8 protein-coding genes are annotated in these 16588 nt (G+C 70.8%); 5 read left to right on the plus strand and 3 right to left on the minus strand.

The annotated features are described in order from the left end of the window. Positions 1–95: 95 nt before the first annotated feature. A complete protein-coding gene (locus AB0C87_RS02675; protein WP_345177074.1) occupies positions 96–674 on the minus strand; it encodes a hypothetical protein in 579 nt (192 codons plus the stop codon). Positions 675–775: 101 nt separating this feature from the next. Between AB0C87_RS02675 and AB0C87_RS02680 the strand changes: the two genes are divergently transcribed. From AB0C87_RS02680 to AB0C87_RS02690, 3 genes are all read left to right on the plus strand, one after another. Beyond that, positions 776–1426, plus strand: coding sequence for a hypothetical protein (locus AB0C87_RS02680; protein WP_353834485.1), 651 nt, complete (start codon positions 776–778; stop codon positions 1424–1426). 142 nt (positions 1427–1568) lie between these two features. Further along, positions 1569–5387, plus strand: a complete 3819-nt coding sequence (locus tag AB0C87_RS02685; RefSeq protein WP_360576183.1) for a hypothetical protein — start codon at positions 1569–1571, stop codon at positions 5385–5387. Positions 5388–5658: 271 nt separating this feature from the next. Then, positions 5659–6216: a hypothetical protein gene (locus AB0C87_RS02690; RefSeq protein ID WP_360576185.1), complete on the plus strand. Its 558-nt coding sequence runs from the start codon at positions 5659–5661 to the stop codon at positions 6214–6216. 96 nt (positions 6217–6312) lie between these two features. Here the strand turns inward: AB0C87_RS02690 and AB0C87_RS02695 are convergent, their stop codons facing one another. Continuing rightward, positions 6313–10077: a hypothetical protein gene (locus AB0C87_RS02695; protein ID WP_360576187.1), complete on the minus strand. Its 3765-nt coding sequence runs from the start codon at positions 10075–10077 to the stop codon at positions 6313–6315. A 290-nt stretch (positions 10078–10367) separates the two neighbouring features. Then, complete coding sequence (locus AB0C87_RS02700; RefSeq protein ID WP_345177062.1) at positions 10368–13010, minus strand: ATP-binding protein; 2643 nt, start codon at positions 13008–13010, stop codon at positions 10368–10370. A gap of 150 nt (positions 13011–13160) precedes the next feature. Here AB0C87_RS02700 and AB0C87_RS02705 point away from each other — a divergent pair, with 150 nt between their 5' ends. Both AB0C87_RS02705 and AB0C87_RS02710 read left to right on the plus strand, forming a co-directional pair. Next, positions 13161–14921 carry an AAA family ATPase gene (locus AB0C87_RS02705; RefSeq protein WP_345177060.1) on the plus strand — a complete coding sequence of 587 codons (1761 nt, stop codon included), beginning with the start codon at positions 13161–13163 and terminating at the stop codon, positions 14919–14921. Positions 14922–14963: 42 nt separating this feature from the next. Further along, a complete protein-coding gene (locus AB0C87_RS02710) occupies positions 14964–16463 on the plus strand; it encodes a hypothetical protein (RefSeq protein WP_360576190.1) in 1500 nt (499 codons plus the stop codon). The last annotated feature ends 125 nt before the right edge of the window (positions 16464–16588 follow it).

A 16588-nucleotide genomic window follows, 5' to 3' on the forward strand; every position in this document is an offset into this window, starting at 1 on the left:
GAGTGGGTGACTGTTCCGGCATTGTCCCTCCTCTATTTGTCACGCTGCAGCCAGGACCGTGCGGCCCTCACCCGGATGCGCAAGTACCTGTCGGCTCACCCGCGGCGCTTGCCGCCACCGCGCCCACTGGACAGCTGGGTGGAGGCCTTCAGCGCTCGGCCCTTGCGGCGCGGCGCCCGCAGCCTGTCCGCCCCGGGGATCTCCTGCAGCGGGTAACCGCGCGGGTCCCAGCGGACGGCGTCCACCGGAACGCCGCCGGGGAGCATGCGGACCGTGCCCGCGGCCGTGCGGCGCAGCGGCGCGATGCCGATGTACAGCCGGACGGGCCGGTCGTCCACGACGAGCCTGCGGTTGCGCGTCCCGTTGATCTGCAGCCCCAGCCAGGTCGCCAGCGACTCCCCGCGCAGCGGGGAGAGGTTGACGGTCGCCCAGCCGGCCGCCCCGCCGAGCACCGGTCCGTACATCAGCGCGTTCAGTCCCGGGCCGAAGACCAGGAAGGCGAACAGGAAGCCCGCCGCCGCTCCGATGAGCACCGCGATGAGCGTGGTCAGCCTGACCGTACGGGGCAGCGTGATGTCCTTGTTCACGCTGCCGATCACCGCGGGCGGCGGCTTCAGCATGTTGGTCGCGGCCAGCATCGCCGGCCCCCTGACGCGGTCGTCCTCCTCGCTCATGCCTGGAACCGTGCGCGGTCGCGTCCCGGACGCCATAACGATTCGCGACACATCACCGCCGGCCGGTTGCCCGGACACCCGCGCCGGCGACGGTCAGAGGCATGCCGAAGATGACCGACTACGCCCGCCAGGGCTTCCGGCGGCGGCGCCTGTTCCAGGACACCGAGCTGCCCGAATGGTGGAACATCGCGGTGTGGGCGGGCGTCGGCGGCATCGTCCTGATGCTGGCGGTCAGCGCCGTCCTCGACCACGGCGACTCCTCCGGCGCCCCCACCGCCGGGAGGCAGGCGCCGAGCTACCAGGTCCAGACGCTCGACCCCCGGACCCTCACCGAGTCGCCGAGCCCCGGTGAGACGCCCAGCACCTCCGCTTCCCCTTCGCAGGTGCTTCCGACCGGGGCCTCCGCCAACGACTTCACCGCGACCGCCGCCGCCAAGGTCCCGGTGACGGGCGGAGGCACGACGGTCGTCCCGGCGGGCGCCCTCAACCTGGCCACGGCCGCGGCCTCGGCCACGGTGTCCGGGAACTGGAAGGGCATCCCCTTCATCGGCGCGGCGCGGCCGTCTCCGGCCAAGAAGGGCATGGCACCGGGCTCGGCGGTGCAGGGGATCACCGTCGCGGACCCCACGAGGACGGGCAACAGCCAGTACCTGTTCAGCGCGACGATCACCCGTCCGGGCGGGGCGCGGCCGGAGGTCGTGCAACTGCTCGTGGAGCCGGACGAGCGCGGATACGCCTTGCGGGCGGGCTAGCGCGCACTCGCGCCCGTATACGGCCGTCCGTTGCCCTCACCGCGAATCGGCGGACGGTCATGGTCGATCGTCTCCCGCGTCCGGGGGGTGAGCGTAGAGCTGAGCAAGGGTAGCGGAACCGAGGTAGCGGCTAATGCCCTGGATGGACGAGGACAGCAGCCCCGGGAAGGGCTCCGAGATCTCACCGCGGCCTCTGGACGGCGGTGAGCTTCTGGGCGACCCGCCTCAGCCCACGTCCGGGCCGACGGCGCTGCAACCGGTGGCGGAGGGCGAACTGCCCGACGACCTGGCCGTGCTCACGCCGGAGGAGGTCGCGACCCTCGATTCGGACCCCCGGGTCGCCGCGGCGGCCCAGCAACCGCAGAACGTCGCCGACATCCTCGCGGAGCAGGCGGCCATCGACCGCGGCGTGGACGGCCAGGGGAAGAACCCCTACGGCGACGCGTCGCTCCTGGGCGGACAGGTCAAGCTCAACAAGCTCAATCCGCTCACCGGGCAGCGGGCGGCCGGAGCCGCCGCGAAGGGCGCCGCCGAAGGCGACCCGAACGATCCGAACAAGGCCTTGGCGAACGGCGAGTCCCCGCGCGGGGTCAAGCAGGCTCTGAGCGACGCCGCCAAGAACGCCGCCAAGAACGCCGCCAAAGACGCCGCGAAGAACGCCGCCGAGGAAGTCGCGGGCAGGTACGGCCTGACGATGCCGGAGGGCGACACCAAGGGCGACAAGATCGCCCATGGTGTGGGCCAGGGCGCCAACTTCGCTCTCGGGCGCTTCCTCGACCGGTACGCGCCGGGCGTCTACGACAAGGCCATGAACAACCGGCTCGGCCGCTGGCTCGTGATGCGCCAGCTCAGGTCGTCCCCCCTCGGGAAGCTGGCGCCCGAGTCGTTCTGGGCCGGTTTCCAGAGCAGGTACACCAAGGGCAACCAGAAGAACAAGAAGAAGAAGGACAAGGCCAGCGCATCCGGGTCGAGCAGCGAGCACAACCGGAGCAGGCTCAAGATCCTGCTGACCGTCGGCCTGCCGATCTTCGCCGCCTTCATCTCCATTCTTCTGATCGCCGCTCTGCTTCTGGGCGTCAACGTCGACGACGACAACCCGGAAGCCCAGCCGGAGCCGAAATCGGACGAGAAGGTCTCCGAGTACTTCCCCGGCAACTGGCAGCGCATCCTCAAGCAGGCGTCGGAGCAGACCTCGGGCAGCGCGCAGGACTACTCCGAGGTCCCCTGGACGATCCTGGCGGGTCTCGCCAAGGCGCAGACCGACTTCGCCCGCTACAGCCCCTACGACAATGTCGACCGCGACCCCGGGCGCAAGTCGAAGGACGTTCCCGGCGGCAACGGCTCCGGCGACGGCAGCACGGGCGGCGTGGACGTGAACGCCAGCAACACCGTCGGCGCTGGGCCGGGGCCGGTCGAGGGGGTCTCCGGACCGGGCTCGACCGCCACCGTGCCAGGAACCGGGAGCAACCACGTCGCGCCGCCGGACGGCGACTTCAGCCACCAGCTCGGCTGGTTCCTCTGGGCCCTGCGCATGCAGGAGTCGAACGGCGTCTACGACCGCAATGCCGGGACGAACCAGAGCACCGCCTGCGGGGCCTACCAGTACATCACCAGCACCTGGAACAACTACGGGGGCTACGCGAGGGCGTGCCAGGCTCCGCCGAGCGTGCAGGACCGGCGGGCCAAGGAAGACATCATCCGGATGTGGAACAAGTACCACATGTGGCAGCCGATCGCGGTCGACCACTTCACGGGGAGCTGGGGCCCCAGCCCCGAGAAGTGGGACCAGTGCCCGGGGGCTTGTGACTTCAACCCGACGGCCTGGAAGTACGTCGACGGCGTCATGACGAAGATGCGGGCCGCCGCGCAGGCGCACCCGGCCGGCTCCGCGGCGCAGCCCGCCTCGTACCACCTGGAGCCCGAGGGGCCCCGGGCGGTCCCCGCCGCCGCGGCGGCTCCCGCGTCCGCCACCACGGGCCGTGCGGCCGCGGGATCGCCGGGGGCCGCGAGCGCCGGCGTCTACGCCTGGGGTTGCGACGTCGCCAACCCCGACCCCGACATCGGCGGCAAGGACAACCAGGGCACCGGGCCGTACCTCCTCACGCCCGCCGCGGCGGGCCAGATGCGGATGCACGGCCTCGATCCGCAGAATCCCTGCCAGTCCTCGTACTTCGTCGCCTTCGAGCTGGTCAAGGCGGCGGAGAAGGTCCACCGCGACCCGAAGAGCCCCCAGTGGAAGGCCGACGGCAACGAGAAGGACCAGGCGGAGGCCCGCAAGTACTGGAGCAAGGCGATCGCGACCTCCGGGATCTTCATGGAGCGGACCGCCAACCCCGACGGTCCCTGCGCCGTCCCTGCGCCGGACGACCCCGAGAAGCCGTGGTCGGTCAGCTTCAAGATCATTACGGTCTGGCGCTGCGAGACCAACCGCATCCAGAACCTCTACCTGGTCACCGACGGCAAGTACCAGGAAGGGCAGTTCAAGTACACGGTGGAGGACAACAGGCCCGCCGCCGTTGAAACCCTCGTCAACGAGGCGATGTCGGTCAGCTATGGAGCCGGCAAGTGGAAGACCGAGGGGTGCGACGACAAGAAGGACTCGCGCCAGGGGATCTTCCCGATGACCAAGAAGGAGGCGGAGGAGGCCGGCGTCGAGGACCGGTGCGATGTGGACAAGAACATCGCCGGCGCCGCCAAGCTGGTGCTCTCCGTCGAGAAGGTCCCGCCGGAGGACCGCCCGAAGGACCTCGGCGTCTTCCAGCCGATGGTCGGCGGCTGGCAGAAGCTCAGCATCGCCATGGGCACCGACCTCAAGCTGTTCTCGCTGATCGGGCCCGGGCAGGAGTCCTTCGAGGCGTCCGACAAGTGCATCGCGGTGATGAGGAAGTTCCTGACCGACGTCGCCCCGTACGCCAACGAGTTCGCGTCGCTGGACAAGCCGCCGGGCGTCGACAAGGTGTACAGCGAGTGGCAGCCGAAGCTGGATGCGGTCGAGAAGGCCCACGGCATCACCGACCCGGGTGACGACCCCGCATGCATGATCGGCTCCTGGGCCCCCGGCTACAACAGCACCCTCTCCCAGATCGCCGCGGACCTGGCGGGGAGCGGGGCGGACAGCACCAACCTCAACGGCCTGGGCAACTACTACCAGGGCAGGGAGGAGGCCAACAAGGAGACCCCGCCGGTCGTCGGTGAGGACACCCTCGTCATTCCGCGACTGGCGCTGCGCCCGCTGAAGCCGGTCGGCGCGCCGATCGCCCCGGACGCGACCGAGGCGTGGACCCGGCTCAGCAACACGCAGGGGATCCTGTTGCCCCTGGAGCAGGTCGCCGTCGAGTACGCCTGGTTCTTCGGCGGCGTCATCCCCCCGTTCGACAGCGCAGGCAAGCTGATCGGGTCGCTCGCGACCGGCGGCGGCGGCACGTTGGACACCGGCACCGTGCAGGTGACGGTCGGGCCCGACGGGTGCCCCGAGAACGCCCCGGGCAACACCCTGCGCCAGGGGGCCAAGGAGATCGGCATCCGCAAGCTGTGCGTGGACTCGGTCGCCCAGGCCCGCACCCCGCAGGCCGCGATGGCGATCAAATGGGCCCTGACCCACCTCAACTGGATCTACACCCAGAACACCAATCCGAGCGCGGGCCCGACTCGCAACAGCGGAAACTCGGCCGACTGCTCCAGCTTCGTCTCCAGGGCCTACCGCGACAGCGGCGCGATTCCGAACCTGTACCAGGGCAACGCCCCCACCACCCATACACTCCGGCAGGTGTCCTGGGTGCACAACATCCCGTTCAGCCAATTGAAGCCCGGCGACCTGGTGGAACCCACTTATGGTCATGTGGCCATGCAACTGGCCGACGGCTACAAAGTGCACACCAACACCAGCACGGACGTTTCCAGGGTCGAGCGCGCCTACGACAGCGCCGTCTGGTCCGGCTGGGTCGACGCCAGCAAGGTGTGATAAGCCAATCCGCGACTGACGCCGTTTCCGCGTGACAAAAAACATGCGGAAACGGCGTAACGGCCGTTTCCCGTCGGCGTCGGCGCTCGATACGCGAGCCTCCCGGAAACGAACACAAGGAACCGTCCGCTTGCAAGTAGGTGCGTAGTGCGCGACAATTGACGGGCACATTGCAAACAGAGCCGACCCGGCCCCGTTTGCGTCTCATCAGACGCGCACAGAAGCCGGGTCCATCCGCCGGCTTCTCGCGCCTTCCCCGGAAGGACTAACCGTGACAAGCGTGAAGCCCAAGAATCTGGCAATCGTACTCGGTCTCCTCGCCGTGGTCGTCGCGATCGCGGCGGCAATCGGCATCACCCTGACGAGTTCGGGCACGGAGCACGACGACGGCCGACCCGGTCGCACGACCGCGAACCCGACCCAGCCCCAGTACGACGAGTACTTCGCGTGGGCTTCGGAGGGCAGCAAGTTCGGCCTGCTGCACTTCAAGGCCTACCGCGGCGTGGGCAAGCAGGTGACCGGGGACTACACCCAGGTCACCTGGTCCGGCTCCGGCACCAAGCTCCCGGAGGACCCGAAGCCCTTCACCGGCTACGGCACGGGTTCCGGGTTCGTGTTCAGCGGACTGCGGGACACCGGGGGCGACATCGAGGTCACCGTCTCCAACGACCACCTCCAGCTCGCCGACACCCTCACCGGTGTGGCGCTGCATGAGTGGACGCGCATCACGTCCCCGAAGGAGTTCTGGGACAAGGTGGCGGAGTACGACCTGAAGTACACGGACTGCCGCACGCAGGGCGTCAACGCCTGCGAGCACGTCGGCGGGTGAACGTGAACGCCGACACCGACACCGACCGGCCCCCACCCTCGAGAGGGTGGGGGCCGGTTCTGCGTTCGGGCGAAGGATCCCGGGACTACGTCCCGCTCATCTCCCGCTCATCTGCCGGCTGAACATCTCCCTCATGATGTGGCGGATGTCGGCCGGCTGGCTCTGGCTCGACGACATCCGGGGGTCGCTCTGAGACATCGACGCGCTGTTCCTGAACGCCTCTTCCATGTCCCTGATCCTGTCGGCCACGCTCTGGCCGCTCCGCTCCTCGCGGGAGATGCGCCGCGAGAGGAGGTCGGTGAGCCGGTCGACGGCGTCCATCATCGAGCCGGCGCCGTCCGCGTCGTCCAGCGGCCGGGACAGGGCGCCGAACAGCCTTTCGACCTCCTCGTGCAACTGCTGCTGGTCCCGCCGCATCTTCGCCGTGAACCGGTCGGCCAATCGCGCGATCTCGCTCATGTCGATCGCGCCTCCCCCCGATCCGGCGGCGCGGACCTGGAGTTCGCAGACGCCTTGCGCCCCGGAGAACGCGTCGATCGCGTCACGCACTTGCGTGCCCACGTTCTCCAAGTTCCGCACGCCGTCCTGGATCTGCCGGCGGAACGAGCCGAGATCGACCTGGAAGTCGGCTCCGAAGCCCGAGGCCTGCGCGGCGTTGATGTCATTGAGCTCTTGGAGGAGGTTGCGGAGTTCGCCGGCCTGCCGCTGCATCTGCTGCCAGGCCTCCCCCGCCGTTCCGGAGTTGACCCTGACGTTGCTGAAGCCGCCGACGACGTCCTGGCGCGCCGCGTCGCCCACGTCCATCACGTTCTGGGACGGACCCTGCAGGTGGACCGTGGGCGGCGAGGTCGGCATGGGCGGTATCACCGCGTCGATCTTGGCCCACTCGCGGCTCGCCGACACCGCGACGTCCTCCGCCCGGCGGGACGTGATGCGGATCCCCTGGATCTCCGGGTCCTTGCCCCCCGACACGACGTGCGCCACCCGCTCGCGCACCTCCGGAAGGCGCGTGTCGAACCCGTTGGCGAGCAGCACGTCGACGTCCTGGCCGTCGGAGGTGACGTACCCGCGCTCGGCCGCCTGCGCGACCAGCCGGGCGATCTGCTGGTCGTTGGTCTCCCCCGGCTTCTTCTCCAGGGTGTACGGGTCCATGTGGTAGATCCAGTGGCCGAACTGCTCGGGGGTGAGCCCTTCCGGGTACACCATCCGTCCGGTCACCCTGTCGAACTTCGGCGGAGCGGGGAGGGCCTGCCCGCTCATCCCCATGAGGATGTCGTCGGGCTTCAGCCCCATCTCGTCCGCCATCTGCTTACGTCCCCGCTCCATCTCCGCCTCGTTGTCGAAGCCCGTGAAGTCGGGGTGGAGCCCGTTCGGCTGCCCGGCGCCCCACAGCCGAGCCCGCCTCGCGTTCAACACGTCCTCGGTGCGCTCGGCGATCAGTCTCTGGCGTTCCTCGGGGTCGCTCACCCTGATGATGTTGCGGTGCCAGTCGTCGGCCTCCCGCATGGCCGTCCGGGCACTGGCCGCCGTGGGCATCCCGGCCGCGAGCGGCGGACCGGACGCGCCTGCCGCACCCTTGCCGAGCATCTTGGGGCCGATCGCGTCGCCGAGCGCCTGGCCGCCGCGGACGGACGCGGCGGCGCCGGTGAAGGCCATCAGCGGCAGGGTCGCCAGCACCGCCGGCGGCGCCATCATCGTCAGCCCGGCCAGGCCCGCGGTCAGCCCCGCGTACGCCGCCGCGCGCTGCTTGGGCGAGCCGGACGCGGCCTTGTGCTGCAGATTCATGACACTGCGCTGCAGGCGCGCGCGTCCGCCGTCGTACTTGTCCTTCGCCCAGTCGGTGACCGGGCGGGCGGCCCGCTGCGCACGCCGCTTCGCGGCGCCGGCCACCGCCCGCGTCGCGCGGTTGTCGAGCATGCGCCGCTGCAGCGACCGCTCGTCCAGGGCGCCCAGCCGCGCCCGGCCCACGCCGAGGCGGGCGAGGCGCTGGGACACCTGCTGACCGGCGTTGCGCGACAGCCTCGGGTCGCCGCTGCTCCGCATCACGATGGCCGTGGCGAATCCCGTGGCCCCGCTGGTGGTGGAGATGTCCCCCAGGCTCAGGATCTTGCTGATCTTCTTGAACAGGAACAGCGCGACCAGAGGGGCCGCGCCCTGCGCGACCTGCTGGAAGAAGTTCGGTGTCGCGTCGTTGGTCGTCGCCTCGATGGCCTGGTACGTGGTGTCGGTGAACATCGTCAGGAATGTGAGACCCAGGGTGAAGAGGAAATCACCCGCCGCCGCCGCGCCGGTGAGTTTGAGCACCCGCATTCCCTGCGGCAGACCCGCCCCGATCAGCAAAAATGTTATAGGCAATATCATGACCAGGCCTGCCAAGCCCACACTTGACACCGTCATACCTATCGCCATCGGTCCCATGACGAACAGGAAGACGAAGGCGACGATCATCGACAGCAGGCCCTGGGTGAGACGCTGGGCCTGGTTCTTGCCCAGCCAGGCGCTCACGAAGTTCCAGTCGGCCTGGCAGGCCGGCTGGCTCGCGTAGCATTTCCCGAGCTTGTCCTTGAGTTCGTCGTCGCCGTTGAAGTAGAACGGCCCCATCGTGCCGTTGTCGCACATGAAGCAGAGAACGTCGATGCCGGCGACGCTGAGCTGGGTGCCGCTCTTGTCGTTCTCGTAGCCCTTGTTGCTGAAAAGCTTCCCGCACGCCTTCTTCGCGTCGTCGATGTCGGGCGCGTTCCACTGGTCGATGAGGGGCTGCTCTTTGGCCCCTCCCCCGTCCCCGCTGTCGGGTCCCTTGCAGGCGCCCCAGGCGACGAAGATCATCTGCTCGTCCGCGCCGGGGGAGATGAAGTACCCGCGCGCCATCTCCGGCTTGGTGGTGTTCTCCTTGAGTCCGACCGACAGGTCGTAGGCCTTCATCTTGCTCGCGGAGGACACGTCGGCCTTGGCTTCGAGGAAGCGGCACGACGCGTGCGCCGGCGAGGGATAGTCCTTCGTGCCCTCGCCGAACTGCGCGGTCTGCCAGGAACGGACGAGCGAGATCTCCCACATCTTGCTCACCTGCATCAGCGTCGTCGTGCCGTTGTCGCCGAGTGAGCTCGCCGCTCCGTTGCCCTTCTCGTACTGGTCGTAGAGCGTGGCGTCGAGGGCCGCGCAGGTGACCTTGCCGGTCCCGCCGCCCTGGTTGTCGTAGAAGACCGGATTAGTGTCCTTGCCCTCGTTGAACCTGCCGATCTTTTGCAGGCTGTTGAGCGAGGACGAGGCGACACCGAACCAGCCCTGGACGGTCGTCGCCATCCACGGCGCCGTGTACGGCGCCGTCGGGTTGTCCTGGTGCTTGTCGGCCTGGTCGCCCATGAAGAAGACCAGCCCGTTCGCCGCCAGGAACACCGCGACCAGCCGCATCGCCGCGGCCGGCCCCTTGCGGTTGCCGCCGGTGGCGGACCACCTCTTGACCACCGCCGCCAGCACGAACAGCCATGCGGGGATCAGGAACCAGGCCGCGTAGAGCGAGAAGGTCCGCACGACGGAGTTGATCGCCTTCGCCGCGTCCGTCTGGCAGATCATGTCGAACGAGTAGCCGAACCCCATCAGCGTGCCGATGATCCGCCAGCAGAGCCCGGCCGCCATGAACATCAAGCCCGCGATCATCGAGACGAACCGCTGGGTCTTGAAGATCCGGGCGTTGTCCACCACGAAGAGCTCGAAGGACGTCCACCGGTGCAGCGGCAGGAAGTCCCTCTGCTCCTTGTAGTTCGAGCACACGTCGGTCGACCCGGTGGGCTCCCCCGGGTCGGGCCGCAGCGGCGCGGCGAGCAGGCGCCCGTCGGAGCCCGTCCCGGGCTGCGCCACCGGCACGGACGACGCGACCGGCGCAGATGACGTGACCGGCGCAGATGACGTGACCGGCGCAGATGACGTGACCGGCGCGGGCGATGCGGCCGCCCGTGACGACTGGCCTCCGGACCCGAAGCCCCCCGTCTGTCCGGAGAGCAGGGCCAGACCGCCGAAGACGGTCAGCGCCAGCGCCCACACCAGCAGCTGGAGTCCGCGGCGCGGGCTCTGGCGCGCCGCCTTGGCGCCGCCCGACTCCCCCTGGCCGCGGGGGTTCCCCTTCCGGGGGTCACCGGAACGCCCACGACCGGGCCTCAGCCGACGAGCCATTGGTTCTGCCCCTCCCCCGTCTGCGGCGGCGCGGCGTTGACGTCGTGCCCCGTGTGCGCCGCGGCGCCGATGTCCTCGCCCGCCGGGGCCTGGGCCGCGCCGTTCTGCCCCGGCGGCGCGGCGGCCTGGTCGATCTGCGCGGCCGCGGTGACGGCCGCCTCGTACTCGGCCCGCTCGGCCTCCTCGCGCTGCTTGCGGGCCTCCTCGCGCCTGCGGCGGTCCTCCGGGTTCGTGCTGTACGCCTCCGCCGCCTCGGGCGGCGTGGGGCCGAGCACGACCTGCGCGTGCCGCCCGAACAGGTCACGGAAGATCCCTCGGGCCCAGCGCGCCGGCTTGCCGTCCTCCGGCGGCAGCGGGCCGAACTCGCGGATCTGCGCGAGCCGTTCGGCGGTCGGCTGCAGGCCGCACAGCCGCAGCGCCGTCTCCGCCTCGCGCTTCTCGTTCAGCTTGAGCACCAGCACGCGGCTCAGGTAGGACTCCAGGTCCTTGGTGACCACGTCCGCGATCCGCTGGGTGAGGAACACCGGCATGATGTTCAGCGACCGGCCCTCGCGGGAGATGCGCTGCAGCGAGGCCAGGCCCTCGGCCTGCGAGAGGAAGGTCCACGCCTCGTCCACGATCAGCACGCCCGAGCGGTTGGCGATGAGGATCTCCAGCGAGGCGCGGATGACCAGGCGCACCGCCGCCAGCGCGATGCGCTCCGACACCGAGTACTCGCTCGGCGTCTTGCCCTCCGGCAGGCCGAGCTCGCGGTCGAAGTCGACCAGCGTGAGCCGCTGCGACATGTCCAGGCGGGGCAGCGGCTGGAGGGCGATGCCGAGGGAGAACATCGAGGACGCCTCCATCTGCTGCTCCACCAGGCCGCGCACCCGGTCCGCGTCGTCACCGGGGACGTACTTCAGGGCGTCCCAGACGCAGCGCGCGCCGTTGAGCGCGCCCCGCTTCAGCCCGGAGCCGAGCGCGAGCCGCTCCGACAGCGACAGACCGTCGCGGGAGTCGTCCAGCGCGGACAGGATGTGCACGTTCGCGATCTCGGCCGCGATCGTCGGCGGCGCGTACCGGAACGGGTCGAAGGCCCCGGGCGACTCCTCCAGCGCCGACATCGACACGCGCCCGGCGGGGATGCCCAGCCTCTGGACGTAGTCCACCATCCCGTAGAGGGAGTCGCCGCCCTTCGGGTTCACGAAGATCACCGGCAGGCCGTTCAGCGCGGCCTGGGTGGCGACGGACTGCGCGAAGAAGGTCTTGCCGCTGCCCGGGTCGCCGAAGATCCCGAAGACCGGCGGCAGGTTCTTGCGCGGAGCGCCGAGGGGGTCGACGAAGAACGGCGTGCCGTCCGGGTCGATGAGCCCCCCGTAGACGCCGATGTCGTCACCGAGGTCGGAGAACGCCTGGAGCCCGGCGTGCGAGACCATCGGCACGTTGACGTCCTGCAGGAACGGGTTCACCCGGACGGAGGAGCAGGGCAGGGTCTCCTCCAGCGCCTGGATCTGGCGGTGCTCCAGCGCCTTCATCTGGATCCCGTAGTACTGGGCGAGGAACTCCATGTAGGTCTCGGTGGCGTCGGTCACCTCCCGCGCCATGACGAAGCTGCACCTGGCCAGCATGGGCTGGTTGGAGTTCGCGAGGTAGTCCTCGACCTCCTTGGCCTGCTGGAAGGTCTGGGACAGCTCGACCTTCTCCAGGTCCTGGGTCTTGCGCTCCTCCTCCATGTTGTTCATGATCCGGCGCTGCGCCCGGCGGGCCCGGGCCCGCGTCAGGTTCGCCGGTTCGAGCTCGGCCCGGATGGAGATGACGTGCGGGGCGTCGCCGGGGTGGCTGATCACGTCCAGCGCCCACTGGGCCTCCGGGGACGGCATGATCGGCTGGTCGAACCGCATGACCGCGGCCATCTCCAGCTCGCCGATGCCGGTGACGCCGAGCCGGGTCGGCATCTCCTCGATCACCGCGTCCGGCCCGCGCCCGAGGTTGTACCAGGACTCCAGCTGGTCGAGTTCCTGCCGGGTCGGCAGCTGCGCGTCCGCCCGCTTGAAGATCCCTTCGAGGTGCTCCATGTCCTTGCGGAAGTCGGCCAGGTCGGGAACGTCGTCCGCCATGGAGTCCTTGACCAGATCCGTCAAGGCCTGGAACGTCGCCATGCCGCCCTGCGAGCCCTTGCCGGCCCGGGACGTCTTGTCCATGAGCGACGACCTGAGCTGCACGCCGACGAACAGGACGCGCTTGGGGGCCAGGAAGCCGAACGCCTCGGCCTGGTAGGCGCGCAGCTCCTCGGTGTTCTCCTTGGGCGGCGTGACCAGGTCGTCCCAGGTGATCGAGACCAGGTGGACGTTGCGGTTGTTGGACAGGGTCGCCAGGCCGCCCACGGGTTGCCGGGACGTCCGGCCCAGGTCGCCGAGAAGCCTGGACAGCGGCGCCGCCAGCGACAGCTGCTCCGCCGGGTCCTCCCATTTCATCGGCGACAACCGCACGGTGCGGTACATCCACACCTCGCCGTTGTAGCCGACGTAGACGCCGTCGGCGGTCCGCCAGGCGTAAGGAGTGGTCCACATGGTGGCGGTGTCGGCCTCGGAACGGCCTGCGCGGCTGGTCCCGGTGAGACGTCCGAGCGCCGCCCTCAGGTTGACCATGTGTTGTCATCTCCCAGGTCGTGTTGGCTCTCAGGGAGACAGTCCGGCATCCGGGGCTGGCGGCATCCGTCATTGTCCGCACAGTCGCTAAGAGAGATTCCGGCCGCTTCGCCGACCGGGTGACAACCAGAGCGCTGAGGACACTGAGTGATGGCAATTGCGCCGAACCTCGTCGTCGCGGGGGATCCGGGCGTCGCCCGGAGTTTGCGGGATACCGGCCGGTTCTCCGCGGTGTACGACGCCGCCTCCGCGGCGGAACTTCGCGACCTGTCCAAGAGCGGGCGGGTCGGTTCCCCCGCCGCCTTCATGTTCGCCCCGGGGTTCGTCGAGGACCTTCCGGGCGCGGGCGTGGCCGTTCTGGCGAACGGGCTCGCCGGCCGCGGCTTCACCGTGCTCGTGCACGGGTACTTCGCGGATCGCGGCGACGCCTTCGCCCCGGGCGTCCACGTCATCGGCGGGCAGCTGAAGATGTCGGACCTGCTGGCGCTGTTCGGCATCGCCGGCAAGCCCCCGGCCCAGCCCGCCGCACCGCCTCCGGCCGCGGCGCCGCCTCCGGCCGCGTCCCAGCCGCCCGCCGCGGGCCGGCAGCCGGTGGCCCAACCGTTCGCGACCGCCCCACCACCATCCGCGCAGCCCCCGGCCGCGCAGCCCCCGGCCGCGCAGCCACCCGCTGCGCAGCCACCGGCGCCGGCGCCGCCCGAGCAGCCCGCCGCCACCGGCCAGACCTCCGCCGGCGGCTGGAACCCGAACCCGGCGCAGCCGCCGTCCTTCGCGCAGCCGCCCGGGGCCGCGCCTCCGCAGGCCGTCGAACCGCCCGCGCCCTCCGCCCCGGCTCCCGTCTCCCAGCCGTGGCCGGCGGCCGCGCCGGGTCAGCAGGGGTTCGCGGGGCAGCAGCCCGTCCCCGGAGGCCAGGTCGAGCCCGCCCCGGCCCCGGAGTCCGCGACGAGGCAGGACCACAACGCGATGCCGGCCCAGCCCGTCTCGAACGGATGGCCGGGGCCGCAGCAGACGCCCGCCGCCGCGCTGGTCAGGGCGGAGGAACCCGCCCCGGCCCTCGGCCGGGTCATCGCCATCGCCTCCGCCAAGGGCGGCGTGGGCAAGACCACCACGGCCGTGAACCTGTCGGTCTACGCGGCCAGGCATCTGCACGCGGCTGGCCGGCCCGGGAGGGTGGCGCTGGTCGACACCAACTTCCAGCAGGCCGACGTCGCGCGGTACCTGAACGTGGAGTCGCCGACGATCCTCGACCTGCTGCGGTCGAACGGATCGCTCAGGGTCGAGAACGTGCGCGCCCATCTCGCGCACCTCCCGGACGCCGACCTGTTCACGCTGCTCGGGCCGCAGGACATCACCATGGCCGACCCGGCACTGATCAACGCGATGCTGTACCGGCGGATCATCGCGGTCCTGCGGCAGGCGTTCGACTTCGTGTTCGTCGACACGCCCGTCGCCGAGCTCTACCACATGACGTTCACCGACCTGGTCCTGCCCGAGGCGGACGCGATCCTGGTCCCGGTCGAGCCCAACCGGGTGACGCTGGAGGCCGCCCGAGCCTGGCTCAGCGCGATCACCATGCCGCGGCACTCCCGGAGCGGCGGCGTGGACCCCGAGAAGCTGTCGCTCATCCTCAACCGGGCCCGCGCCGACGTGGACTGCAGCCCGGAGGACGTCATGGACCTCATGCCCGGCTGGCGGTTCGTCGGCATGATCCCCGAGGACCTGGAGTGGACGCAGGCCGCCAACAACCGCCGGTTGAACGCGCTGCAGATCGGCCCGGACCTGGACGTCACCTTCCGTGAGATCCTCCAGTTCGTCACCGGGGACCCGGTGTTCGGCCAGGCCGTGGCCGCGCAGCCGGCGGGCAACCGGGGCGGCCTCCTGAAGAGGATCCTCGGCATGGACCCCAAGTGATCATCTTTGATCCGGCCCTCTCACGAGAAAGGAAGCGGCCATATGGCAGCGCAAAATGAGCCCGCCACCGGAATGGACTTCTGGGCGGCCATCGGCGTCGGCCAGGAGGAGGACGACGGGCCGGAAGAGCAACCCTCCCAGGACAAGCTCCTGGTGACCGGCGCCCCCGCTCCGGCGGACACGGGCGCCGCCGCGGGCTCCGAGACCGAGACCGACCAGCGGAGCCCGCAGGACGACTGGGCGTCGCTGTTCTCCGCCTGGGACGACTCCGCCAACGGCGCGGCCCCCGCGGCGGCGCAGCCGTCCGCCGGAGCACCGGCCGACCAGGCGGCGGCCGGGGCGGGCGGGGCGCCGGCCGAGGCGCCGCCGGCCGCCGCGAAGCCGGAGGCGCAGGCAGAGCCCCCGGAGCAGGAGCCGGAAGCGCCGGCGGAGGCGCCGGCGGAGCAGCCTCCCCAGGACCCCGAGCCGGCGCAGAGCGCCGAGACCCCCTCGGCTCCGAAGGCGGACGCCCCGGCGTGGACCCCCGCGTCCACGCAAGATCACCGGATGACGCGCAGCACGCCCTTCGGAACGGCCGGGCAGGGGTTCCAGGCCGCGGCCCCCGCCCAGGCACCGCAGACCACGCAGGTCCCCCAGACCACGCAGGCCCCCCAGACCACGCAGGCCCCCCAAACTACGCAGACCCCCCAGGTCACTGAGGCTCCGCAGACCACTGACGCCCCGCAGGCCGCACCGGCCTCGCAGGAGCCCGCGGAAGGGACCACGCCCCCGCCCCCGCCCGCGGCGGACCCGGCGTGGGCCACCGCCGAGCGGATCGCCACCAGCCTCCGCCCGCGCGTGGCCGAGCTCTGGCTGGAGGTCCTCACCCGGCACACCGGCGGGGATCCGGCCATGGCCAGCAGGGTCTACCACGTCCTGAACGGCACGCACCTGCTCGGCGAGCTGATGCGCGACGAGACGATCGACGAGGTGCACGTCCACGGGACCCAGGTGACCGTCTGCGGAGCGCGCGGCATCCACCAGATCCCGGGGTTCCCGAGCCTCGCCGCGTCCCGCCGGGCCGTCAAGACGATCACGGCCTCCCGGGAGAAGCGGGGCCTCGTCGTGTCGAAGGTGAACGACTCCGTCGTGATCAGCCGGCGCAACGGCGTGGTCCCGAAGACCAACGCCCTCGTCGCCAGCGGCGTCGTCAGCGGGGAGCAGCTCGCCCGGATCCGGCAGGCGCTGCAGCAGATGCAGACCGTGACCGTGACCGGCCCGGCCGCGCGGATCGTCCTCCGCGCGCTCGCCTCGCTGATCCCGGAGGGCAGCCGCGTCTTCCTCGGCGCGTACGCGACGCTGCCCCCCGGGTGCGTCACCGCGGTGAGCCCGATGGAGGCCGACTACGTGCTCGGCGTGCGCCCGGGCGCGGTGGCCGAGGAGATGGCGGGCGCGGGGCAGGTCGGCGGCCTCATCGCCAACCCGGAGACGCGGCTCCCGGCGGCGCTGCGGTACGCCGTCACGGGGCCGTCCGCCGCGCCGGAGCGGCTCGTCGAACGCTGACCGCACGCCACCGGCGCGGCCCGCGGGCCGCGCCCGCTCATAGCCCCAAAGACTAAAGGGCGCCCGGCGCGCGCCGCAGGCAGGCCCGCCCCCCCCCCCCCCAACCCCCACAGCCCCACGGGCGC

It is taken from the genome of Actinomadura sp. NPDC048021 (genome assembly GCF_040653135.1).
Taxonomy (GTDB): domain Bacteria; phylum Actinomycetota; class Actinomycetes; order Streptosporangiales; family Streptosporangiaceae; genus Spirillospora; species Spirillospora verrucosospora.

Coding starts and splice junctions, on each gene's coding strand:
- AB0C87_RS02675 (WP_345177074.1), bottom strand. CDS start 674: ATGAGCGAGGAGGACGACCGCGTCAGGGGGCCGGCGATGCTGGCCGCG.
- AB0C87_RS02680 (WP_353834485.1), top strand. CDS start 776: ATGCCGAAGATGACCGACTACGCCCGCCAGGGCTTCCGGCGGCGGCGC.
- AB0C87_RS02685 (WP_360576183.1), top strand. CDS start 1,569: ATGGACGAGGACAGCAGCCCCGGGAAGGGCTCCGAGATCTCACCGCGG.
- AB0C87_RS02700 (WP_345177062.1), bottom strand. CDS start 13,010: ATGGTCAACCTGAGGGCGGCGCTCGGACGTCTCACCGGGACCAGCCGC.
- AB0C87_RS02705 (WP_345177060.1), top strand. CDS start 13,161: ATGGCAATTGCGCCGAACCTCGTCGTCGCGGGGGATCCGGGCGTCGCC.
- AB0C87_RS02710 (WP_360576190.1), top strand. CDS start 14,964: ATGGCAGCGCAAAATGAGCCCGCCACCGGAATGGACTTCTGGGCGGCC.